Annotated in this window: 21 protein-coding genes and 1 tRNA gene; 9 read left to right on the top strand and 13 right to left on the bottom strand. The window is 68.9% G+C overall.

Annotated elements, in window-relative coordinates; all coding sequences use genetic code 11:
- Positions 1 to 296: 296 nt before the first annotated feature.
- From phoR to pstS, 7 genes are all read right to left on the bottom strand, one after another.
- Entirely contained in the window at positions 297 to 1,649 is a 1,353-nt protein-coding gene (gene phoR / locus ACWHMB_RS05390) for a phosphate regulon sensor histidine kinase PhoR (protein ID WP_377482917.1), read from the bottom strand.
- Positions 1,650 to 1,752: 103 nt separating this feature from the next.
- Positions 1,753 to 2,460 (bottom strand): phosphate regulon transcriptional regulator PhoB, encoded by a 708-nt coding sequence (gene phoB / locus ACWHMB_RS05385; RefSeq protein ID WP_377482915.1) that lies wholly within the window; start codon positions 2,458 to 2,460, stop codon positions 1,753 to 1,755.
- Positions 2,457 to 3,158, bottom strand: a complete 702-nt coding sequence (phoU, locus tag ACWHMB_RS05380) for a phosphate signaling complex protein PhoU (RefSeq protein WP_293219860.1) — start codon at positions 3,156 to 3,158, stop codon at positions 2,457 to 2,459. Before phoU ends, phoB begins: the two co-directional genes overlap by 4 nt.
- A gap of 11 nt (positions 3,159 to 3,169) precedes the next feature.
- Positions 3,170 to 3,946: a phosphate ABC transporter ATP-binding protein PstB gene (pstB, locus tag ACWHMB_RS05375; protein WP_377482913.1), complete on the bottom strand. Its 777-nt coding sequence runs from the start codon at positions 3,944 to 3,946 to the stop codon at positions 3,170 to 3,172.
- Positions 3,947 to 3,958: 12 nt separating this feature from the next.
- On the bottom strand, positions 3,959 to 4,822 hold the full coding sequence (gene pstA, locus ACWHMB_RS05370) for a phosphate ABC transporter permease PstA (protein ID WP_377482910.1): 864 nt from the start codon (positions 4,820 to 4,822) through the stop codon (positions 3,959 to 3,961).
- The gene (gene pstC, locus ACWHMB_RS05365; protein ID WP_377482908.1) at positions 4,819 to 5,844 is read right to left on the bottom strand and encodes a phosphate ABC transporter permease PstC; all 1,026 of its coding nucleotides are present in this window, start codon (positions 5,842 to 5,844) and stop codon (positions 4,819 to 4,821) included. Before pstC ends, pstA begins: the two co-directional genes overlap by 4 nt.
- 73 nt (positions 5,845 to 5,917) lie before the next feature.
- Positions 5,918 to 6,955, bottom strand: a complete 1,038-nt coding sequence (gene pstS, locus ACWHMB_RS05360; protein WP_377482906.1) for a phosphate ABC transporter substrate-binding protein PstS — start codon at positions 6,953 to 6,955, stop codon at positions 5,918 to 5,920.
- Between the two features lie 149 nt (positions 6,956 to 7,104).
- On the opposite strand from pstS, the gene ACWHMB_RS05355 reads away from it, so the two are divergent.
- Positions 7,105 to 8,580 carry a Ppx/GppA phosphatase family protein gene (locus tag ACWHMB_RS05355; protein WP_293219845.1) on the top strand — a complete coding sequence of 492 codons (1,476 nt, stop codon included), beginning with the start codon at positions 7,105 to 7,107 and terminating at the stop codon, positions 8,578 to 8,580.
- 11 nt (positions 8,581 to 8,591) lie between these two features.
- Here the strand turns inward: ACWHMB_RS05355 and sixA are convergent, their stop codons facing one another.
- From sixA to earP, 5 genes are all read right to left on the bottom strand, one after another.
- Positions 8,592 to 9,053 carry a phosphohistidine phosphatase SixA gene (gene sixA / locus ACWHMB_RS05350; RefSeq protein WP_293219842.1) on the bottom strand — a complete coding sequence of 154 codons (462 nt, stop codon included), beginning with the start codon at positions 9,051 to 9,053 and terminating at the stop codon, positions 8,592 to 8,594.
- Positions 9,044 to 11,200: a polyphosphate kinase 1 gene (gene ppk1 / locus ACWHMB_RS05345; protein WP_377482904.1), complete on the bottom strand. Its 2,157-nt coding sequence runs from the start codon at positions 11,198 to 11,200 to the stop codon at positions 9,044 to 9,046. The genes sixA and ppk1 overlap by 10 nt, the downstream gene beginning before the upstream one ends.
- 114 nt (positions 11,201 to 11,314) lie before the next feature.
- Positions 11,315 to 12,187 (bottom strand): LOG family protein, encoded by an 873-nt coding sequence (locus ACWHMB_RS05340; RefSeq protein ID WP_377482902.1) that lies wholly within the window; start codon positions 12,185 to 12,187, stop codon positions 11,315 to 11,317.
- Between the two features lie 78 nt (positions 12,188 to 12,265).
- A complete protein-coding gene (efp, locus tag ACWHMB_RS05335) occupies positions 12,266 to 12,820 on the bottom strand; it encodes an elongation factor P (RefSeq protein WP_293219833.1) in 555 nt (184 codons plus the stop codon).
- A gap of 153 nt (positions 12,821 to 12,973) precedes the next feature.
- Positions 12,974 to 14,095: an elongation factor P maturation arginine rhamnosyltransferase EarP gene (gene earP / locus ACWHMB_RS05330; protein ID WP_377482900.1), complete on the bottom strand. Its 1,122-nt coding sequence runs from the start codon at positions 14,093 to 14,095 to the stop codon at positions 12,974 to 12,976.
- A 56-nt stretch (positions 14,096 to 14,151) separates the two neighbouring features.
- On the opposite strand from earP, the gene uvrC reads away from it, so the two are divergent.
- The 6 genes from uvrC to ACWHMB_RS05300 all read left to right on the top strand — a co-directional run bounded on the left by uvrC (position 14,152) and on the right by ACWHMB_RS05300 (position 20,544).
- A complete protein-coding gene (gene uvrC, locus ACWHMB_RS05325) occupies positions 14,152 to 16,122 on the top strand; it encodes an excinuclease ABC subunit UvrC (RefSeq protein WP_377482898.1) in 1,971 nt (656 codons plus the stop codon).
- Positions 16,123 to 16,246: 124 nt separating this feature from the next.
- The gene (gene pgsA, locus ACWHMB_RS05320) at positions 16,247 to 16,810 is read left to right on the top strand and encodes a CDP-diacylglycerol--glycerol-3-phosphate 3-phosphatidyltransferase (RefSeq protein WP_377482896.1); all 564 of its coding nucleotides are present in this window, start codon (positions 16,247 to 16,249) and stop codon (positions 16,808 to 16,810) included.
- A 187-nt stretch (positions 16,811 to 16,997) separates the two neighbouring features.
- Positions 16,998 to 17,876 carry a DMT family transporter gene (locus ACWHMB_RS05315; protein ID WP_377482967.1) on the top strand — a complete coding sequence of 293 codons (879 nt, stop codon included), beginning with the start codon at positions 16,998 to 17,000 and terminating at the stop codon, positions 17,874 to 17,876.
- 281 nt (positions 17,877 to 18,157) lie between these two features.
- The gene (locus ACWHMB_RS05310) at positions 18,158 to 18,430 is read left to right on the top strand and encodes an HU family DNA-binding protein (RefSeq protein ID WP_377482894.1); all 273 of its coding nucleotides are present in this window, start codon (positions 18,158 to 18,160) and stop codon (positions 18,428 to 18,430) included.
- Positions 18,431 to 18,450: 20 nt separating this feature from the next.
- Positions 18,451 to 18,526: transfer RNA gene (locus tag ACWHMB_RS05305), tRNA-Val, on the top strand.
- Between the two features lie 80 nt (positions 18,527 to 18,606).
- Positions 18,607 to 20,544 carry a SurA N-terminal domain-containing protein gene (locus ACWHMB_RS05300; protein ID WP_377482892.1) on the top strand — a complete coding sequence of 646 codons (1,938 nt, stop codon included), beginning with the start codon at positions 18,607 to 18,609 and terminating at the stop codon, positions 20,542 to 20,544.
- Between the two features lie 59 nt (positions 20,545 to 20,603).
- On the opposite strand, the gene icd is transcribed toward ACWHMB_RS05300, so the two are convergent.
- Entirely contained in the window at positions 20,604 to 21,863 is a 1,260-nt protein-coding gene (gene icd / locus ACWHMB_RS05295; RefSeq protein WP_293226780.1) for an NADP-dependent isocitrate dehydrogenase, read from the bottom strand.
- 212 nt (positions 21,864 to 22,075) lie between these two features.
- Between icd and ACWHMB_RS05290 the strand changes: the two genes are divergently transcribed.
- Together ACWHMB_RS05290 and ACWHMB_RS05285 are read left to right on the top strand one after the other, a co-directional pair.
- On the top strand, positions 22,076 to 22,300 hold the full coding sequence (locus tag ACWHMB_RS05290; RefSeq protein ID WP_293226783.1) for a hypothetical protein: 225 nt from the start codon (positions 22,076 to 22,078) through the stop codon (positions 22,298 to 22,300).
- 105 nt (positions 22,301 to 22,405) lie between these two features.
- Positions 22,406 to 22,867, top strand: a complete 462-nt coding sequence (locus ACWHMB_RS05285) for a DUF192 domain-containing protein (RefSeq protein ID WP_293226785.1) — start codon at positions 22,406 to 22,408, stop codon at positions 22,865 to 22,867.
- Positions 22,868 to 22,910 lie beyond the last annotated feature (43 nt).

Raw genomic sequence — 22,910 nt, 5'->3', positions numbered from 1 at the left:
TGCTGACCTTAGCGCCCGGGCGTGGGCGAGGAAATACCCAGAAAAGACTGTGCCCTGCTACCCCACGGCGGTCGCAACCACGCCTTACTTCTCCCCATGGTTGGAATCAAAAACAAAATTGACAAAATCAAGCCTGTCGTTAAAACCCAATTCAAATGTTTCTAATTGAAATACAACCGTAGGGACCGGTGGCGACGGGGAAAAGGATACGGACGCAAATTCCGCACGGATGAAGCCTCGCCAGCGCCAAGACTCGAGTTTTCGATCGGCTCTGCAAGCCGGCCAGGCGATTCGCTTCAGAGCAGCGGAAGGACCGGCTGAGCCCGCACCCCGCCGGGCGAAAACTCCACCGCGAACACCGAGCCACGCCCCAGCACGCTGCTGATGGCCAGTTGCGCGCCGTGGCGCTGCAGCACGTGCTTGACGATGGCCAGGCCCAGGCCGGTGCCACCGGTGTCGCGCGAGCGGCTGCGGTCGACGCGGTAAAAGCGCTCGGTGATGCGCGGCAGGTGCTCGGGGGCGATGCCGGGGCCGCTGTCGATCACGGCCAGGCGCGCGCCGCCGCCCGCCAGCGGCTGCCACTGCACCTCGATGCGCCCGCCGGCGGGCGTGTAGCGCACGGCGTTGTTGATCAGATTGGCCAGGGCGCTGTGCAACTCGCCGGGGCTGCCAGCCAGTTGGCCTGCCGAGCGCAGCACCTCGGCGGCGGGAAAGACGATCTGCTGTGCGACAGCGCCGGTGTCGCCGTGCAGCGCCTGCGACAGCGCGCGCGCCTCCTGCTCGCAGCGCGCCAGCAGCGGCGCCACGGCGGTCCACTCGTGCATGTCGGGCAGCGGGCTGCCTTCCAGGCGCGAGAGGGTCAGCAAGTCCTGCACCAGGTGGTGCATGCGGGTGGCCTGCTGGGCCATCAGGCCCAGGTAGCGCAGGCGCTCACCGTCGGGCAGCGGCAGGGTCTGCAGCGTCTCGACAAAGCCCGCCAGCACGGTGAGCGGGGTGCGGATTTCGTGCGAGACGTTGGCGACAAAATCGCGGCGCATGGCGTCGGCCTGCTCCAGCGCGGTGATGTCGCGCGACAGCAGCAGCAGCCGGCCCTCGCCGTAGGGGTGCAGTTGCGCCGACACGCGCACCGGATGCGAGTCGGTGCTGTGGCGCCCCGGCAGCACCACGTCGTGCGCGAAGTCGCGCGCCGCGCAGTAGGCGCTGAAGGCCGGGTCGCGCACCAGGTTGCCGACGGACTGCAGCGCGTCGCGCTCGGCGTCGAAGCCGAAGTGCTCCTGCGCGATGCGGTTGCACCATTCGATGCGGCCTTGCGCGTCGAGCAGCGTGACGCCGTTGGGCGAGGCCTGCAGCGCCGCCAGGATGCCCTGCAGCTGCGCCCGGCTGGCCTGCTCGCGCTGCTGGCCCTGGCGCAGCAGGCGCCGCGCACGGTCGGCCACCTCGCCCCACAGCCCGCGCAGGCCCGGCGCGGCCGCGACATCGCCCTGGCGCAGCCAGGCCAGCACGCGCGCGCCGCGCCAGGCGTCCCAGCCCAGCCACAGCCAGGCGCCCACGCAGGCGCCCGCCAGCGCGCCCCAGGCACCGGCACGCCAGCCGCCCAGGGCCGCGCCCAGGGCCTGGCACAGCAAGAACGTGGTCACGCGCAGCAGCATGAACCGATGATAACTATGATTTGTATAGCTTTTCGCGCTTGATGGACGGGCGCTACAGGCATGAAAAGCTTGAAAACGCGGCCATCATCGCATGCGCCGCCGCTTACTTGCCGTTGGGTGCCGACGGCATCGCCGTCAGTCGATAGCCCGCGCCGCGCACGGTCTCCAGCATGGGGCTGGCCTCGCCCAGCGCCTCGCGCAGGCGCTTGACGTGCACGTCCACGGTGCGCTCCTCGATGAACACGTGGTCGCCCCAGATCTTGTCGAGCAACTGGGCGCGGCTGTGCACGCGCTCGGCGTGCTTCATCAGGTAGTGCAGCAGCTTGAACTCGGTCGGCCCCAGCTTCAGGGGCTGGCCGTCCAGGCTGACGCGATGCGCCGCCGCGTCCAGCGCCAGCGTGCCGATGGCCACGCGGTCGGCCACCTGCTCGGGCGCGCGCCGGCGCAGCACGGCGCGGATGCGCGCCAGCAGCTCCTGCGTGGAAAAGGGCTTGGTGATGTAGTCGTCGGCGCCGGCATCCAGCCCGGCCACCTTGTCGGGCTCGTCGCCGCGCGCGGTCAGCATCAGGATGGGAATGGGCTTGGTGCGTGCGTCGGCACGCCACTTGCGCGCCAGCTGCAGGCCGCTCTGGCCGGGCAGCATCCAGTCGAGCAGCACCACGTCGGGCAGCACGGCGTCCAGCTCACGCTGCGCGGCCTCGGCGTCCTCGGCCCAGACCGGCGTGAAGCCGTTGTGCCGCAGGTTGACAGCGATCAGCTCGGCAATGGGCGCTTCGTCCTCGACGATGAGCACTCTGGGATTGGGCTTCATTTCAGGGATGATTCGATGCTTTCGAGCGCCTGGTGGCGGATGTCCTTGCCCTCGACCAGGTAAATGATTTGCTCGGCGATGTTCTTGGAATGGTCGCCGATGCGCTCGATCGCCTTGGCCAGAAACAGCAGGTCCAGACTGGGCGAGATGGTGCGTGCGTCTTCCATCATGTAGGTGATGAGCTTGCGCATGAAGCCGTCGAACTCGCGGTCGATCAGGTCGTCTTCCTTCAGGATGGCCAGCGCGGCCCGCGTGTCCAGCCGTGCGAACGCGTCCAGCGCCTTGCGCAGCAGGCCCGAGGCCAGGTCGGCGGCCACGCGCAGGTCCATGCTGGGCAGCGAGCGCGGCGCGCCGCTCTCGATGATGGAGCGCACCATGCGCGCCATGCGCGTGGCCTCGTCGCCCATGCGCTCCAGGTTGGCGGTGGCCTTGGAAAAGGCCATCACCAGACGCAAGTCGCGCGCCGTCGGCTGGCGCCGGGCAATGATGGTGATGAGCTCGTGGTCGATCTCCACTTCCATCTGGTTGACGCGGTTCTCGATGAACTGCACGCGCTCGGCGGCCTCGGTGCTGAACTCCGACAGCGCCACGATCGCCTGCCTGATCTGCGATTCGACCAGGCCGCCCAGCTCCATCACGCGGGCCGCAACCTGGTTGAGCTCGCTGTCGAACTGGGATGAAAGGTGCTTGTCTGTCATGGTTCTTTTCCTCAACCGAAGCGGCCCGTGATGTAGTCCTCGGTCTCCCTGCGCTGCGGCTTGAAGAACAGCTCTTCGGTGGCGCCAAATTCCACCAGGTCGCCCAGGTACATGTAGGCGGTGTAGTCGCTGCAGCGCGCGGCCTGCTGCATGTTGTGCGTGACGATCACCACCGTGTATTCGTCCTTCAGCTCGGCGATCAGCTCCTCGATCTTGGCCGTGGAAATCGGGTCCAGCGCCGAGCAGGGTTCGTCCAGCAGCAGCACCTCGGGCTTGATCGCAATACCGCGCGCGATGCACAGGCGCTGCTGCTGCCCGCCCGACAGGCCGGCGCCGCTCTGGTTCAGCTTGCTCTTGACCTCGTCCCACAGCGCGGCCTTGCGCAGCGCCCATTCCACGCGCTCGTCCATGTCGGCGGGGCTCAGGGCCTCGAACAGCTTCACGCCGAAGGCGATGTTGTCGTAGATCGACATCGGGAAGGGCGTGGGCTTCTGGAACACCATGCCGACCTTGGCGCGGATCAGCGCCACGTCCTGGCGGCTGGCCAGCAGGTCCTCGCCGTCCAGCAGGATCTGGCCCTGCGCGCGCTGCTCGGGATACAGCTCGAACATGCGGTTGAAGGTGCGCAGCAGCGTCGACTTGCCGCAGCCCGAGGGGCCGATGAAGGCCGTGACCTTGTTCTCGGGAATGTCCAGGTTGATGCCCTTCAGGGCGTGGAACTTGCCGTAGTAGAAGTTGAGGTCGCGCACCGCCAGCTTGGCGGGCGACAGGGGTGAAGCGACGGACATGAAGCGCAATCCTTATTTTTGGCGCGTCAGCACGCGCGCCAGAATGTTGAGGCCCAGCACCGCCAGGGTGATGAGAAACACCGCCGCCCAGGCCAGCTGCTGCCAGTTCTCGTAGGGGCTCATGGCAAATTTGAAGATGGTCACCGGCAGGCTGGCCATGGGCTTGGACAGGTCGCCGTTCCAGAACTGGTTGTTCAGCGCGGTGAACAGCAGCGGCGCCGTCTCGCCCGCGATGCGCGCCACCGCCAACAGCACGCCGGTGATGACGCCGGCGCGCGCCGCGCGCAAGGTGATCAGGGTGATGACGCGCCACTTGGGCGCGCCCAGGGCGTAGGCCGCCTCGCGCAGGCTGGCCGGCACCAGCGACAGCATGTTCTCCGTCGTGCGGATGACCACCGGAATGACGATCAGCGCCAGGGACGCGATGCCGGCCCAGGCCGAGAAGCTCTTGAACTGCGCCACCACCACCGCGTACACGAACAGGCCGATGACGATGGAGGGCGCCGACAGCAGGATGTCGTTGACGAAGCGCGTGACGCCCGCCAGCCAGCCGCGCGGGTCGTACTCGGCCAGATAGACGCCAGCCATGATGCCGATCGGCGTGCCGATGAAGGTCGCCATGGCCACCATCATCAGCGAACCGAAGATCGCGTTGGCCAGGCCGCCGGCCTCGTTGGGCGGCGGCGTCATCTCGGTGAACAGGGCGAGCGACATGCCGCCCAGGCCCAGCCGCAGCGTCTCCCACAGGATCCACACCAGCCAGAACACGCCGAAGGCCATGGCGGCCAGCGACAGCGCCAGCGCCACGCGGTTGACGCGCTGGCGCGCGGCGTAGCGCGCCGTGCGGGCCTGCGCCGGGGGTCGAGCCCTGGTCATGCCCGCCCTCCCTCGGCCTTCTTCAGCCGGCCAAGCAGCAGCTTGGACAGCGCCAGCACCACGAAGGTGATGAAGAACAGCACCAGGCCCAGGTACATCAGCGAGGCCTGGTGCAGCCCCTGGCCGGCCTCGGCGAACTCGTTGGCCAGCGCCGAGGTGATGCTGTTGGCCGCCTCGAACAGCGACAGCGACTGCAGCTGGTTCATGTTGCCGATGACGAAGGTCACCGCCATGGTCTCGCCCAGCGCGCGCCCCAGGCCCAGCATGATGCCGCCCAGCACGCCGGTCTTGGTGTAGGGCAGCACCACCTTCCACACCACCTCCCAGGTGGTCGCGCCCAGGCCGTAGGCCGACTCCTTGAGCAGCGCCGGGGTCACCTCGAACACGTCGCGCATCACCGAGGCGATGAAGGGAATCACCATGATGGCCAGGATGATGCCCGCCGACAAAATGCCGATGCCCACCGGCGGGCCGGACACCAGCGCGCCCAAAAAGGGCACGCCGTTGAACAGCGCCTGCAGCGGCTGCTGCACCCAGGCGGCCAGGATGGGGCCGAACACCATCAGCCCCCACATGCCGTAGACGATGGAAGGCACGGCGGCCAGCAGCTCGATGGCCGTGCCCAGCGGGCGCTTGAGCCAGGCGGGCGAAAGCTCGGTCAAGAACAGCGCGATGCCGAAGCTCACCGGCACCGCGATGAGCAGCGCGATCGCCGAGGTCGCCAGCGTGCCGTAGATCATCACCAGGCCGCCGAACTCTTCCTCGACCGGATCCCACTGGCTGCGCACCAGAAAGCTCAGGCCGTAGCGCTCGATGGCAGGCCAGGCGCCATACACCAGCGAGGCCAGGATGCCCAGCAGCAGCGCCAGGGTCACCAGCGCCGCGGTGCGCGCCAGCGCGGCAAACAGGCGATCGGCCAGCGCCGCGCCCGGCCGGGAGGGTCGCGGCGCCGCTGGACGGCCAACGGCACCCGCGGGCAAGGGCAGCGCCTCTTGCGCAAGCGTGGGAGGATTCACTGGCATGGACCGAAAAGACTGAACGGGGCCGGCGGCCCGCCCCGAGGGCCAGGCCGCCGCGCTTGGCAAGAACGCAAGATTACTTCAAGGCGACGGGCTTGCCCGCGCCGTCCTTGATCTCGGACCAGGACTTGAAGATCACGCCCTTGACGCTCTCCGGCATCGGCACATAGTCCAGATCGTCGGCGGTCTTGTCACCCGACTGATAGGCCCACTGGAAGAACTTCAGCACGGTGTCGGCCTGCTGCGGCTTGTCCTGCACCTTGTGCATCAGGATGAAGGTGGCCGAGGTGATGGGCCAGGAATCCTTGCCCGGCTGGTTGGTCAGGATCTGGTAGAAGCTGCGCGACCAGTCGGCGCCGGCCGCCGCGGCCTTGAAGGCGGTGTCGTCGGGCGACACGAAGTTGCCGGCGCTGTTTTGCAGCTGCGCGTAGGTCAGCTTGTTTTGCTTGACGTAGGCGTATTCGACGTAGCCGATCGAGTTGGCCAGCCGGCCCACGAAGGCGGCCACGCCCTCGTTGCCCTTGCCGCCGGCGCCCAGCGGCCAGTTCACCGCCGTGCCCTCGCCCACCTTGTCCTTCCACTCGGGGCTGACCTTGGACAGGTAGTTGGTGAAGCCGAAGGTGGTGCCCGAACCATCGGCGCGGCGCACCGGGGCGATGGCGGCGTCCGGCAGCTTGACGCCGGTATTGAGCGCCACGATGGCCGGGTCGTTCCAGCGGGTGACCTTGCCCAGGTAGATGTCGGCCAGCAGCGTGCCGCTGAGCTTGAGCTGGCCCGGCGCCACACCCTGGATGTTGACCACCGGCACGATGCCGCCGACCACGGTCGGGAACTGCATCAGGCCCTTGGCCTTGAGATCCTCGTCCTTCAGCGGCGCATCGCTGGCGCCGAAGTCCACCGTCTTGGCTTCGATCTGCTTCAGGCCGGCACCCGAGCCGACGGACTGATAGTTGATCTTGACGCCCGTGGCCTTGTTGTAGTCGGCTGCCCACTTGGCGTACAGCGGCGCCGGAAAGCTGGCGCCGGCGCCCGTGGCCTCTTGTGCCCAGGCGGACGACACGGCCCCACTCGCCAGCACACCCGTCATCAAAACCCGCATCGCAGTCAGTTTCATCAGAAAACCTCGTGGTTGGAAAATTCGATGAGGGCAATGTAGAAGGCGTTTGTGACACTGTCGTGACAGTCTGGCGAGGGCGACACTTGCTTGTCGCAGGCCAGTGCTATGCTGCGCCGCTTTCAGGAAACCGACGGACGCGAACCTTCATGCAAGACGGCACCCTGCTGGCGGCCGTGGATCTGGGATCCAACAGCTTTCGACTCGAAATCGGCCGCCTGGATCACGGCCAGATCCAGCGCGTCGAATACCTCAAGGAAACCGTGCGCCAGGGCGCCGGCCTGGACGACGAACGCCAGCTGACTCCCGAGGCCATGCAGCGCGGCTGGGACTGCCTGGCGCGCTTCGGCGAGCGCCTGGCGGGCTTTGCCCGGCCCCAGGTGCGCGCGGTGGCCACGCAAACGCTGCGCGAGGCGCGCAACCGCGAAGCCTTCATTGCGCACGGCAGCGCCCTGCTGGGTTTTCCGATCGAGGTGGTGTCGGGCCTGGAAGAGGCGCGCCTGATCTACAAGGGCGTGGCCCGCATGCTGCCGCAGTCGGACGAGCGGCGCCTGGTGGTGGACATCGGCGGCCGCTCGACCGAACTCATCGTGGGCCAGCGCTTCACGCCCGCCGCCGCCGCCTCGTGCCGCGTCGGCAGCGTGGCCTGGTCGGGCCGGTACTTCGCCGACGGCGCATTCACGCGCGAGGCGTTCGACGCCGCCGAACTGGCCGCCCGGGCGGTGCTGGACGAAGTGATGACGCAGTTTCCGCGTGACAGCTGGGACGTGGCCTATGGCTCCTCGGGCACGGTGGGTGCGGCCGGCTCGGTGCTGGCGTCGGTCATCGAGCCGGAGGGCGTGATCACGCGCGCCGGCCTGGCCTGGCTGCAGGAACAGTTGCTGCGCGCGCGCCACCTCGATCGCCTGCGCCTGGAAGGGCTCAAGGACGACCGGCGCGCGGTGATCGGCGGCGGCATCGCCATCCTGCGCGCGGTGTTCGCGCAACTGGGCATCGAGCGCATGACCGTGGCCCAGGGCGCGCTGCGGCAGGGCGCGCTGTATGAAATGCTCGATCGCGAGCAGCCCGAAACCGACCTGCGCAGCGCCAGCGTGCGGGCGCTGATGCGCCGCTTCGCCGTCGACGAGGCACAGGCCGAGCGCGTGGCGCGCGTGGCCGTGGCGCTGTTCACGCAGGCCGCCCCCGCGGGGGGCGAGCGCGCCGCGCGCAAGCTCGGCTGGGCCGCGCAGCTGCATGAAATCGGCCAGCGCATCGCCCACGTCGATCACCACCTGCACGGCGCCTACATCCTGGAGCACACCGACGCCGCCGGCTTTGCCCTGCCCGAGCTGCAGCGCCTGAGCCTGCTGGTGCTGGGCCAACGCGGCAAGCTGCGCAAGCTGGCCGGCCCGCTGGAGGACGCCGATTTCGCGCTGCAGCTGATGTGCCTGCGCACCGCGCTGGCCCTGTGCCACGCGCGGCGCGACCCGGACGTGGCCGGCCTCGCGCTGACGCTGCAAGGCCGCCGCTGCACCGTGCGCACGCGCGCCGGCTGGGCCCAGGCCTATCCGCAATCGGCGTACCTGCTGCGCGAGGAAGGCAAGGCCTGGGCGCGCACACCCTGGGAGTACGCGACCGAGCCTTGAGCGGCCCGGCGCTACAACAAGTCCGGCGCCTGCACCGCCAGCAGCACGGTCTCGCTGGCGCCCTGGCGCTCGCGCTGGCGCAGCCACCACACCGCGCCCTTGCGGATCGCGCAGTCGGGCGCCGCCATGCCCAGCAGGCGCGCCGCCGCCTGCCCCAGCACCGGCTGGTGGCCGACCACCAGAACCGTTCCTCGTCCGCGCGGCCATTGCACCAGCGCCAGCAGGTCGTCCGGCGTGGCCACCGGCGCCAGTTCATCGCGCAGCTTGAACTTGCGCCCCAGCGCCTGCGCCGTCTGCTGGGCGCGCACGGCCGGGCTGGCCAGCACCCGCAGGCCATCGGGCAACTGGCGGTCCAGCCATTCGGCCATGCGCTTGGCCTGACGCTGGCCGCGCGGGGTCAGGGGGCGCTGCAGGTCGTCGTCGCCATCCACCGATTCCTCCGCCTCGCCGTGGCGCCACAGGATCAGGTCCATGCCTGGGCTCGCTTCCGGGGCTCGCCTGGCGGCGCGGCGTAGCGCGCCATCAGCGCCTGCTGCGCGCCATTGCCGTCCAGCACGCGCGGCGCACGGGCGTAGCGGCCGTCGGGCTGCAAGGTCCATGCGTCACGGTCGTCGTGCAGGTAGGCGACCAGGCATTCGTTGATGATGCGCTGGCGCAGGCGCGGGTCCGTCACCGGCCAGGCCAGCTCCACCCGGCGCAGCATGTTGCGGTTCATCCAGTCGGCGCTGGCCAGGTACAGCTCGTCGTGTTTGCCCATGCCGAAGTAGAACACCCGGGTGTGTTCGAGAAAGCGCCCGATGATCGAGCGCACGCGGATGTTGTCGGTCCGGCCCGGCCGGCCGGCCGGCAGCATGCAGGCGCCGCGCACGATCAGGTCGATGCGCGCGCCACGGCGGCCGGCACGCACCAGCGCCTTGATCAGGTCCTCGTCGGTCAGCGCGTTCATCTTGGCGACGATGCGCCCGCCCTCGCCGCGCTCGGCGGCCAGGCCGGCGGCGTCGATCTTCTCGATCAGGCTGCGCTGCAGGTCGAACGGCGCCATCAGCAGGCGCTGCAGGCGCGGGCGGCGGTTCTGGTTGGCCAGGTGATCGAACACGGCATCCATGTCGGCGGTGATGCGCTCGTCCACCGTCAGGTGGCTCAGATCGGTGTACAGGCGCGCGGTGTGCGGGTTGTAGTTGCCGGTGGACAGATGGCCGTAGCGGCGCAGGCCGCCGCCTTCGCGGCGCGTCACCAGCAGCATCTTGGCGTGGGTCTTGAGGCCCACCACGCCATAGACGACCTGCGCGCCGATCGACTCCAGCGCCTCGGCCCAGTTGATGTTGGCTTCCTCGTCGAAACGCGCCTTCAGCTCCAGCACCACCGTCACCTCCTTGCCGCGCCGCACGGCCTCGCGCAGCAGGTTCATCATCTCGGAGTCGGCGCCGGTGCGGTAGACGGTTTGCTTGATGGCCAGCACCTGCGGGTCTTCGACCGCCTCACGCAGAAAGGCCAGCACGGCGTCGAAGCTCTCGAAGGGCTGGTGGATCAGGATGTCGCGCCGGCGCATCTGCGCCATCACGCCGCCGGTGCGCGGCAGCGCATGCGGCCAGGCCGGACGCCAGGGTGGAAACAGCAGTTCGGCCCTGCCCGCCAGGTCGACCAGCTGCATCAAGCGCACCAGGTTGACCGGTCCGGGCACACGCATCACGGCGGCGTCGGGCAGGCCGAACTGCGCCTGCAACAGGTCCACCAGAGCAGGGGAGCACCCGGCCGACACTTCGAGCCGCACCGCCTGGCCGTAGTTGCGCTGCTCCAGGCCCTGGCGCAAGGCCGTGCGCAGGTTGCGCACATCCTCCTCGTCGACCGCCAGGTCGGAGTGGCGCGTGACGCGAAACTGCGAGAACTCGAGCACGGGGCGGCCCGCGAACAACTCCCCCAGATGGGCGCGGATGATGCTCGACAGGCTGACGAAGCACTGCCGAGCCGACGCGCCCTCGCGCGGCAGCCGCATGAGGCGCGGCAGCGCGCGCGGCACCTTGACGATGGCGATTTCGTTGTCGCGCCCGAAGGCGTCGCCGCCGCCCAGGCGCACGATGAAGTTGAGCGACTTGTTGGCCACCTGCGGAAAGGGATGGGCCGGGTCCAGGCCGACCGGAATCAGCAGGGGACGCACCTGGCGCTGAAAGTGTTCACGCACCCAGTGGTGCTGGGCCTTGCTGCGCTCGCCGTGACCCACGATGCGGATGCCGCGCGCGGCCAGCGCCGGCATCAGCGTGTCGTTGTACAGCGCGTACTGGCGCGCCACCAGGGACTTGACGGCACCCGCCAGGGCGGCAAACGAGCCGTCGCCCGACGGCGCCGGCGAGGACGCGGCCGGCAAATGCGCCGCGGCCCGCACCTCGAACCATTCGTCCAGGTTGGACGAGACGATGCACAGGTAGCGCAGGCGCTCCAGCAGGGGCACGTCCGCGCGCTCGGCCCAGTCGAGCACGCGCGCGTTGAAGGCCAGGGTGCTGTGGTCGCGGTCGAGCCACTCGAGGGCAGCCGGCGTGCCGTGCCCTGCGATGCCTGACGCCCGCCCGACGAATTCATCGGCGGCTCGATCGGGCGAAGCGGAAAGCAGGGGCGGCGGGTGCATGGGGCGGGGTCACGGCGCGGGCAACGCGAGAAGTGTCGCGCAGCCGTATGACTAATCCATGACAAAACGCCGACGAACGGCCCGCCCCCGCCCCAGGAGCCCGGCGCCGGCGCCCTACATGCCGTAGAAGCGCTGGATGACGTCCCAGGCCTCCTCGGGTTCGTCGACCACGTCGTACAACTGCAGGTCCTCGGCCGCGATGGCGCCCTCCTCCACCAGCATCTGCAGGTTGAGCAGGCGGCTCCAGTAGCTCTTGCCGAACAGCACGATGGGCACGCGGCGCACCTTGCGCGTCTGCACCAGGGTCAGCACCTCGAACAGCTCGTCCAGCGTGCCGAAGCCGCCCGGAAACGCCACCAGCGCCTTGGCGCGCATCATGAAGTGCATCTTGCGCAGCGCGAAGTAGTGGAACTTGAACGCCAGGTAGGGCGTGACGTAGGCGTTGGTGTGCTGCTCGTGCGGCAGGCCGATGTTCAGCCCCACCGAAGGCACGCCCACGTCGTGCGCGCCGCGGTTGGCCGCCTCCATCACGCCGGGGCCGCCGCCGGTGCAGATGAACAGGCGGTCGGCGGGCTGCTGGCGCAGGCTGTGCTCGGCGACGATGCGCGCGAACGCCCGCGCCGCCGCGTAGTAGCGCGCGCCGCGCACGGCCTGCTCGGCCTTGCCGATGGCCGCCGCGTCGCCGGCCGCGCGCGCGGCGGCCAGCTGCACCTCGGCCGCCTCCGGGTCGACCACGCGCGCACTGCCGTACACCACCACGGTGTTGTGCACGCCGGCGGCGGCCAGGCCCAGGTCGGGCTTGAGCAGCTCCAGCTGAAAGCGGATGCCGCGCGTCTCGGGGCGCAGCAGAAATTCCGGGTCGGCAAAGGCCAGGCGATAGGCGTCGGGGCTGAGCGGCTCGCCGTTGCGGGCATGCGCCTGCAGCGTGGCCCAGGCGTCCACGACGGCTTCGCGCGAAGCTTCCTTGAGGTCTTGGGTGGTTTCCATGCAGCGATGGTAGCGGCCCGGCGCGGGCATGAAAAAACCGCCCGCAGGCGGCTTTTCACGCTCCGGCCACGCCAACGCTCACACGCGCTTGCGGTACTCGCCGGTGCGGGTGTCGATCTCGATGCGGTCGCCCTGGCTGACGAACAGCGGCACGGGCACCTCGAAGCCGGTGGCGATCTTGGCGGGCTTGAGCACCTTGCCCGAGGTGTCGCCCTTGACGGCCGGCTCGGTCCAGGTGATCTCGCGCTCGACGCTGGTGGGCAGCTCGACCGAGATGGCCTTGCCGTCGTAGAACACCACCTCGACGGCCATGCCGTCCTCCAGGTAGTTCAGGGCGTCGCCCATGTTCTCGGCCTCGACCTCGTACTGGTTGTACTCGCCGTCCATGAAGACGTACATCGGGTCGGCGAAATACGAATAGGTGCAGTCCTTGTGGTCGAGGATGACCTGCTCCATCTTGTCGTCGGCCTTGAAGACGACTTCGGTGCCCATGTTGTTGAGCAGGGCCTTGAGCTTCATGCGCACGGTGGCGGCGCCGCGGCCGCCGCGGGCGTATTCGGTCTTCAGCACGATCATGGGGTCCTTGCCGTGCATGACAACGTTGCCGGCGCGGATTTCCTGGGCGATTTTCATGGGTCGAATTCCAGTGAGTGGGGTGAGCGTGGGCCGCTCGTGCACGACGTCCTGGGTGGACCGTGAAATATGTGCGCGCGGGCGACATGCGCTGCAAGCCGGCTTGCGTGCACTCGTCCAGGCGAGCCGGCTGTTTTTGCAAAGCCCGCTATTCTAGCGTTTTTCGGCCACGAAGCCGATGAGCTGGCTGGCCAGGTCGCGCTGCCGCATCAGCCGCGCGCGGGCGGCCGATGCGCAGGCGATCCAGGCGCGCTCGTCCAGCGGCGGCAGCGGCTCGGCGCCGATGCCCGACCAGGCGCGGTGAAAGGCGCGCAGCCCCGGCGGCGCCTGCAGCCAGTCCAGCCAAGCCGCCAGCTTGGCGTGGTGCGCGTCGTCGTGCTGCGGATAGGGCTGCCACACCAGCGGCTGGCCGGCCCACAGGGCGCGCACCAGCGAGTCTTCGCCGCGCACGAAGTTGACGTCGCAGGCCCACAGCAGCTCGTCGTAGCCACGCTGGTCCAGGTACGGCAAGTATGAAATCGATAGCTGCCCGCGCTTGACCTGCGCCGGCTGCAGCCCCATTTGATGCTCAAAAGCGGCACGCACGGCCTGCGCGGCGCGCCCCGCCGTCACCAGCAGGCGCGTGGGCCGTGGCCCCTGCTGCAGCTGCGCCAGCAGCGCCGCCAGCGCCGGCGGCTCGTAGCAGAACAGCGACAGCAGCCGCTCGCCCCGCCAGGGCACGCCCTGCGCGGCCAGCCAGGCCGCGCGGTCGAAGGCGGCCTGGCGCGCGGGCAGTTCGGCCTCGCGCAGCAGCCCGCCGGTGCGCGGCGTGAAGCCGGGGAAATAGAACCACTTGGTCCGGCCCGCCGCCGGGCCCTGCAGCACGGGCGAAGGCAGGCCGTGCATGCGCTCGACGTAGGGCTCGGCGCTGAGGTATTCCAGGTTGACCCACACGGGCGCGGCGCTGCCCCGTGCCGCGCTGTCTTGCACGCCGTGGGCGACGAAGGCCTTCGGCAGCTCGCAGCCGAAGGCCTCGATCCACACGTCGGCCACCGGCAGGCCGGCCAGAGCGGCGGCATCGAAGGGCTCGCGCCACGGCCGCACCTGCACACCGGGCACGTCACCGCACAAGCCGTCGGGCGCCATCCAGGTCAGGGCGGCGGCATCGTCCACCCACAGGCGCGCCCGCTGGCCGCGCGCCGCCAGCTCGCGCGCCAGGCGCCAGCACACGCCCAGGTCGCCGTGGTTGTCGATCACGCGGCAAAACAGGTCCCACAGGGGCGGCGCGGCAGGCATGGGGCGATTGTGCCCACGGCGCGCCACCCCTCTTCCGGCCCCGTAAACTGCCCGACATGAGCGAGCCCACGGCGCCCGAAGCTTCCCCCGAACCCACCCGTTCGCACCCGCCCGAGCTGCTGGCGCAAGTGGCCGCCCTGCCCGGCCTGCCGGGCGTGTACCGCTACTTCGACGCGGCCGGCACGGTGCTGTACGTGGGCAAGGCGCGCAACCTGAAGAAGCGCGTCTCCAGCTACTTCAGCAAGAACCACGGCGGCACGCGCATCGGCCACATGGTGAGCAAGATCGCACGGCTGGAGACCACGGTGGTGCGCTCCGAGGCCGAGGCGCTGATCCTGGAAAACAACCTGATCAAGCAGCTGGCGCCCAAGTACAACATCCTGTTTCGCGACGACAAGAGCTACCCCTACCTCAAGCTCACCGGCAGCGGCGCGCCGCACCCCGACCCCGGCCCCGGCGCGCCCGACCCGGCGGCCTACGCGCGCGTGGCCTACTACCGCGGCGCCACCGACAAGCGCCACCGCTACTTCGGCCCCTACCCCAACGCCTGGGCGGTGAAGGAGACCATCGAGCTCTTGCAAAAGGTGTTTCGCCTGCGCACCTGCGAGGACACGGTGTTCGCGCACCGCACGCGCCCCTGCCTGCTGTATCAGATCAAGCGCTGCACGGCGCCCTGCGTGCGGCTGATCAGCGACGCGGACTACGCCCTGGATGTGGCGCACGCCGAGCAGTTTCTGCGCGGGCAGACGCAGGAGCTGCTGCAGGTGCTGGAGCAACGCATGATGGCGCACTCCAGCGCCCTGCGCTTCGAGCAGGCGGCGTTGATCCGCAACCAGATCCAGTCGCTGTCGCGCGTGCTGCACCAGCAGGCGGTGGAGGTGGGCTCGGAGGCCGACGTCGACATCCTGGCCGTCAAGGTGCAGGGCGGGCGCGCCTGCGTCAACCTGGCCATGGTGCGCGGCGGGCGCCACCTGGGCGACCGCGCGCATTTCCCCAGCCAGATCGAGGACGCGCAGGCGCTGGCGGCCGAGCGCGAGGACGCCGAGCTGAGCACGGTGGAGGCCCAGGTGCTGGACGCCTTCATCGCCCAGCACTACCTGGCGGTGCCGGCGCCGGCGCAGCTCATCACCAGCGAGCCGGTGGCGCGCGCGCTGCTGCAGGCGCTGTCGGACAAGGAGGAGCGCCAGATCGCCGCCACCCACGCGCCGCGCGGCCAGCGCCGCATCTGGCTGGAGATGGCGCAGCAGAACGCCGCGCTGCAGCTGGCGCGCCTGCTGGCCGAGGAAGGCTCGCAGCAGGCGCGCACGCGCGCGCTGGCCGAGGCGCTGGAGCTGCCCACCGACCAGCTCGACCAGCTGCGCATCGAGTGCTTCGACATCAGCCACACCGCGGGCGAGGCCACGCAGGCCAGCTGCGTGGTGTTTCAGGGCCACCGCATGGTCAGCAGCGAATACCGCCGCTACAAGATCGACGGCATCACGCCCGGCGACGACTACGCCGCCATGCGCCAGGTGCTGCAGCGGCGCTACGGCAAGATCGCCGAGGCACTGGCCGAGCAGGGCAACGCCGCCAGCGTGCGCATGCCCGACCTGGTGCTGGTCGACGGCGGCAAGGGCCAGGTCAGCATGGCGCGCGAGGTGTTCACCCAGCTGGCGCTGGACGTGTCGCTGATCGTCGGTGTCGAGAAGGGCGAGGGGCGCAAGGTCGGGCTGGAAGAACTGGTTTTTGCCGACGGCCGGCCCAAGGTGTACCTGGGCCACGACTCGGCGGCGCTGATGCTGGTGGCGCAGATCCGCGACGAGGCGCACCGCTTCGCCATCACCGGCATGCGCGCGCAGCGCGCCAAGGTGCGCGTGGGCGGCGGCCGGCTGGAGGAAATCGCCGGCGTGGGGCCCAAGAAGCGCGCGCGCCTGCTGCAGCGCTTCGGCGGCGTGCGCGGGGTCGAGGGCGCCAGCGTGGAAGACCTGATGACGGTGGACGGCATCTCGCGCGCGCTGGCCGAGCAGATCTACCGCGCGCTGCACTGAATCTTCAAACAAAATCGGCTTCTGGCGCCCGTCGATCAAGCGCCAGCAGCTATTCAATTGATAGTATCGGATTGGCCCGCGGGGCGCCTGCGGGCCGGCGCGGGTGCATGCCACAATCGGCGCCATGTTCTTCACCCTGCCGACCCTGCTGACCTGGACGCGCATCGTCGCCATCCCGTTCATCGTCGGCGTGTTCTACCTGCCGCTGCCGGCCGAAGTGCGCAACCTGGCGGCCACGGTGATGTTCGTGGTGTTCGCCTGGACCGACTGGCTGGACGGCTACCTGGCGCGCAAGCTCAACCAGACCTCGGCCTTCGGCGCCTTTCTGGACCCGGTGGCCGACAAGTTCCTGGTCTGCGCCTGCCTGCTGGTGCTGGTGCACCTGCAGCGGGTGGACGTGTTCGTGGCGCTGATCATCATCGGGCGCGAGATCGCCATCTCGGCGCTGCGCGAGTGGATGGCCAAGATCGGCGCCAGCAAGAGCGTGGCCGTGCACATGCTGGGCAAGCTCAAGACGGCGGTGCAGATGGTGGCCATCCCCTTCCTGCTGTACGACGGGCGCGTGCTGGACGTGGACACGCGCCTGTGGGGCCAGTGGCTGATCTGGCTGGCGGCCATCCTCACCGTGTGGTCGATGATCTACTACCTGCAAAAGGCGCTGCCGGAAATCCGCGCGCGAGTGAAATGACATCCCCCCTGAGTCGCCTGCGGCGCCATCCCCCAAAGGCGGACACCGCCCGTGGCCGCGGAGACCCCGGCCACGGCGGTCGCTGGCGTGGCCTGCTCCGCGGCCTTTCGTCCAAGCGCCCGGCTGAACCTGGAACGCCGGTGTGAGCGAGCGGAGCGGCGCCGCCACCGTCGCGCTGATCCGCTGGATGCCGGCGGTGTTCGTGCTCATCTGGGCCACCGGCTTCATCGTGGCGCGCTACGGCATGCCGCATGCGCCGCCCTTCACCTTCCTGCTGCTGCGCTACGGGCTGTCCATCGCCTGCTTCGGCGTCTGGATTGCGCTGGCGCAGGTGCGCTGGCCGCAAACGCGCCAGCAATGGCTGCACCTGGCCGTCACCGGCATGCTGATGCACGGCGGCTACCTGGGCGGGGTGTGGGCCGCCGTCAAGGCCGGCATGGGCTCGGGGCTGTCGGCGCTGATCGTCGGCATCCAGCCGGTGCTCACCGCCATCTGGCTGTCGGCCTTCGGCAGCGCCGAGCACCGCGTCAGCGGCCGCCAGTGGCTGGGCCTGGGCCTGGGCTTTGCCGGTCTGGTGCTGGTGGTGTGGCGCAAGCTGACCGAGGGCAGCCCGGGCGATACGGTCAACGCCATCAACCTGGCCTGGGCGGTGGGCGCGCTGCTGTGCATCACCGCCGGCACGCTTTATCAAAAGCGCTGGGTGGCGCCCTGCGACGTGCGCAGCGCCAACACCGTGCAGCTGATGGCCGCCGCGCTGGTGACGGCGCCGCTGGCCTGGCTGGAGCCCGAGTCCATGCACTGGAACCTGCAGTCCGCCGGTGCCATGGCCTGGTCGGTGCTGGGGCTGACGCTGGGCGGCAGCTCGCTGCTGTTCCTGCTGATCCAGCGCGGCGCCGCCGCCTCGGTGGCCAGCCTGATGTACCTGGTGCCGCCCGCCACGGCACTGATGGCCTGGCTGCTGTTCGGCGAGCCGATCACCCCGGTCACGGTGGCCGGCATCGCGCTGACCGCGCTGGGCGTGGCGCTGGTGGTGCGCCCGGGCGCGGCAACAAGCGGCAAAGCCTGAGCAAAAAAGTCAGCCAACACCCCACTTTTCGCACGCTTGTTGCGTCATCGCAGCAGCGGGGGAAAACCGCGAGGGACAGGCCGCGGAATCGGTCTAGAATCCAACGCTCGCTGACGCTGCTTTCGTGGGCCAGCCCTTGCGCCACAAGGCTTGGGCATGGTTCGAGGACGTGGCTTGGGCGCACGTCAGGCGAACGAGGGGGAAGGCCGGCACGATTGGCGCAAGCAACCCGACATCGCTGTTTCCAGATTCCTGACACATTCTGAAAGAGGGACACTTTCGTGAACAAGACCGAGCTGATCGAACACATCGCCAAGAACGCCGACATTTCCAAGGCCGCCGCCACGCGCGCGCTCGAAGCCACCATCGGCGCCGTCAAGACCACGCTGCGCAAGGGCGGCACGGTTTCGCTGGTCGGCTTTGGCACCTTCGCCGTCGGCAAGCGCGCAGCTCGCACCGGGCGCAACCCCCGCACCGGCGCAACGATTAAAATCAAGTCCGCCAAGGTACCCAAGTTCCGTCCCGGCAAGGCGCTGAAGGACGCGCTGAACTGACATTTGCATCGGTTCGGCTGGGGTGCTTAGCTCAGTTGGTAGAGCGGCGCCCTTACAAGGCGTAGGTCGGCGGTTCGACCCCGTCAGCACCCACCAATTGATGTGAAGGCGAACGACGGTTCGCCTTTTTTCTTGTTCTCCGCGCGGCCCCGCACGCAACCCAGAGCCTCTTTCGCATGTTCGACGCCATCCGCAAGCACAACAAGATCATCATGTGGATCTTGGGTCTGCTGGTCTTTCCCTCGTTCATCTTCTTCGGCATCGAAGGCTACGGCCGCTTCAACGAGGGTGCCAACAAGGTGGCCGAGGTGGACGGTCACGCCATCACGCAGACCGAGTGGGACAACGCCCACCGCCTCGAGGTCGATCGCGCGCGCGCGGCCAACCCCACGCTGGACCTGAACCTGCTCGACTCGCCGGTGATGAAGTACGCCTCGCTCGAGCGCCTGGTGCGCGACCGCGTGCTGGCTGCCGCCGCCCAGGGCGAGCACCTGATGGTGAGCGACGCCGCGCTGGCCGCCGCGCTGGAGCAGGACCCCGCCATCGCCAGCCTGCGCGGCGCCGACGGCCGGCTGGACATGGAAGGCTACAAGCGCCTGCTGGCGGCCCAGGGCCTGACGCCCGAGGGCTTCGAGGCGCGCATGCGCAGCGACCTGTCGATGCAGCAGGTGCTGGGTGGCATCGCCACCTCCGAGCTGGTCAGCCAGGCCAACGTCGACGCCGCCATGAACGCCTTCCTGGAGCGGCGCGAGGTGCGCGTGCTGCGCCTGGCGCCCAAGGACTTCGCCGCCAGGGTGAGCCCGACCGAAGCCGAGCTGCAGGCCTACTACAAGACGCACGAGGCGCAATACCAGGTGCCCGAGTCGGTCAACATCGAATACATCGTGCTCGACCTGGACAGCGTCAAGAAGGCCGTCAACGTCAGCGAGCAGGACCTGCGCACCTACTACGAACAAAACGCCGCCACCCTGGGCACGCCCGAGGAGCGCCGCGCCAGCCACATCCTGATCGCCGCGCCCAAGGACGCGCCCGCCGCCGAGCGTGAAAAGGCCAAGGCCAAGGCCGAAGCCCTGCTGGCCGAGGTGCGCGCCGCGCCCAAGCAGTTTGCCGAGATCGCCAAGAAGAATTCCAGCGACGACGTCAGCGCGCCCAGCGGCGGCGATCTGGGCTGGTTCCAGCAGCAAAAGGGCACCGATCCGGCCATCGCGCAGGCCACCTTCAAGCTGGCCAAGGTGGGCGACATCAGCGACCTGGTGCAAAGCGACTTCGGCTATCACATCATTGAACTGACCGGCATCAAGCCGGCCAAGGTGCCGCCTTTCGAGCAGGAGCGCGCCAAGCTGGAAGATCAGTTGCGCACACAGCAGGCGCAACGGCAGTTCACCGAAATGGCCGACAGCTTCACCAACGGCGTGTACGAGCAGTCCGACAGCCTCAAACCCGTGGCCGACAAGCTCAAGCTGAGCATCCACACCGCCGACGGCGTCACGCGCAATCCGGCCAAGGACGCCACCGGCGCCCTGGCCAGCCCGAAGTTCCTGAACGCCCTGTTCGGTGCCGACGCGCTGAGCAACAAGCGCAACACCGAGGCCGTCGAGGTGGGCCCCAACCAGCTCGCCTCCGGCCGCGTGCTGGCGCACACCGCCGCCCACGCCAAACCCTTCGCCGAGGTGCAGGATGCCGTGCGCACGGCCTTCATCGCCCAGCGCAGCGCCGAGCTGGCGCGCGAGGACGGCCAGGCCAAGCTCAAGGCCTGGCTGGCCAAGCCGGCCAGCGCCACCGACCTGCCGGCGGCCATCGCCGTCTCGCGCGACGCGCCGCAGGACCAGCCGGCCGTGCTGGTCGAGGCCGTGCTGCGCGCCGACCCCACCAAGCTGCCGCACTTCGTCGGCGTCGACCTGGGCGCCGAGGGCTACGCCATCGCCCAGATCGACAAGGTGCTGCCGCCGGTGGAGCAAAGCGCCGAACAAAAGGCGCAAAACCGCACCCGCTACACCCAGCTGTGGACCCTGGCCGAAGTGCGCAGCGACTACGACCTGCTCAAGGCCCGCTACAAGGCCAAGATCCTGGTGCCCATGCCCAAGGCGGACGATTTGGGCATCGCACGCCAGTAAGGCATGCTGGCCGATAAAAAAACCGCCCGAGGGCGGTTTTTTTGTTGGCAGGGCGCGGGTCACATATGCTCGATCATCACCTGCCCGAAGCCCGAGCAGCTCACCTGCGTGGCACCCTCCATCAGGCGCGCGAAGTCGTAGGTCACCTTCTTGCTCTGGATCGCCGCCTCCATCGCCGCGATGATGGTGTCGGCCGCCTCCACCCAGCCCATGTGGCGCAGCATCATTTCGGCGCTGAGGATTTCGCTGCCAGGGTTGACGTAGTCCTTGCCGGCGTACTTGGGCGCGGTGCCGTGCGTGGCTTCGAAGCAGGCCACGCTGTCGCTCAGGTTGGCGCCGGGCGCGATGCCGATGCCGCCCACCTGCGCCGCCAGCGCGTCGCTGATGTAGTCGCCGTTGAGGTTGAGCGTGGCGATCACGCTGTATTCGGCCGGGCGCAGCAGGATTTGCTGCAAGAAGGCGTCGGCGATCACGTCCTTGACGACGATGGGTTTGCCCGTCCTGGGGTTCTTGAACTGGCACCACGGCCCGCCGTCGATCGGCTGGGCGCCGAACTCGCGCTGCGCCAGCGCATAGCCCCAGTCGCGAAAGCCGCCCTCGGTGTACTTCATGATGTTGCCCTTGTGCACCAGGGTCACGTTGGGCTTGTCGTTGTCGATGGCGTACTGGATGGCCTTGCGCACCAGGCGCTCGGTGCCCTCGATCGACACCGGCTTGATGCCGATGCCCGAGCTCTCCGGAAAGCGGATCTTGGTCACGCCCATCTCGTCGATCAGAAAGCGGATCACCTTCTGCGCCTTGGCGCTCTTGGCCTCCCATTCGACGCCGGCGTAGATGTCCTCGCTGTTCTCGCGGAAGATCACCATGTTGACCTTCTCGGGCTCCTTCACCGGGCTGGGCACGCCCTGGAAGTACTGCACCGGGCGCAGGCACACGTACAAATCCAGTTCCTGGCGCAGCGCCACGTTGAGCGAGCGGATGCCGCCGCCCACCGGCGTGGTCAGCGGCCCCTTGATCGACACCACGAACTCCTTGAGCGCCGCCAGCGTTTCCTCGGGCAGCCAGACGTCGGGGCCGTACACGCGGGTGGACTTCTCGCCGGCGTAGACCTCCATCCAGTGGATCCTGCGGCGCCCGCCGTAGGCCTTGGCGACCGCGGCATCCACCACCTTGATCATCACCGGCGTGATGTCGACCCCGGTGCCGTCGCCCTCGATGTAGGGCACGATGGGCTCGTCGGGCACGTTCAGCGAAAAGTCGGGGTTGACGGTGATCTTCTGCCCCTGGGCGGGCACCTGGATGTGCTGATAGGCGGTCATGCGCGCGCGTCTCCGTGCAAAACAATGAAAAAAGCTTGCGGGCGAGCCGGCAAAGCCGGGCCCGGATGACGGAAATTCTACCGACACGAGAGCGTGCGCGATCCGTGCACGACGCCGTCAACCGCCGGGCAAGCTGCGCCGTTATGCTGAGGCGGCACGACGGTTCGCGCGCTGCAGTCCCATCATCGAACCCTGTTCAAGAAATGGTCATCATGAAGCAACTCCTCACCGCACTGACCGCCGCGCTCATCGCCTGCGGCGCTTGGGCCCAGGCGCCCGCTGCCCCCGCCGCTCCGGCGGCCCCGGCCGCGGCCGAAGCTCCGGCTGCCGCCGCCCCCGCGGCCAAAACGGCCAAGGCCCACAAGGCCAAGAAGCACGCTGCCAAGAAGCACAGCACCAAGCACGCCAAAAAGCGCGCTGCCAAGCCGGCCGCCTGATCGGGCGCCAGCGCCGGGGCCTCGCGCCCCCGGCCCCGAAAGCCTGCAAAATGCCAGTCGTTTTGCAGGCTTTCCCACGCCTGCCGCCTACCATCCGCCCACGCCATGTCGCTCACCCGCCGCCGGTCCTTGACCTTGTTGCTCGCCGCCAGCCTGTCCGGCGCCCCCGCCTTGGCCCAGATGGGGCCGCAGCTCGACCTGCCGCGCGTGCAGCTGACGGTGGGCATGTACCGCATCGACGTCCAGGTGGCCAGCACCCCGCTGCAGCGCCAGATCGGCCTGATGAACCGGCGCGACATGCCGCCGACCGAGGGCATGCTGTTCGTGTTCGAGCAGCCGGGCGAGCAGTGTTTCTGGATGAAAAACACCCTGATCCCGCTCACCGCCGCCTTCATTGCCGACGACGGCACCATCGTCAACCTGGCCGACATGAAGCCGCTGGACGAGAGCAACCATTGCTCGGCCAAGCCGGTGCGCTACGTGCTGGAGATGAACCAGGGCTGGTTTGCCGAACACCACGTCAAGGCCGGCCACAAGCTGGGCGGCAGCGTGTTTCAGGCCCGTTGAAGTTCGCGGCCCGCAAAGCAAAAAGCCGCCCGAAGGCGGCTTT

This window comes from Ottowia pentelensis, assembly GCF_964341695.1.
The sequence above is the reverse complement of the archived record's forward strand: the minus strand, read 5'-3'. Positions and strand labels throughout refer to the sequence as shown.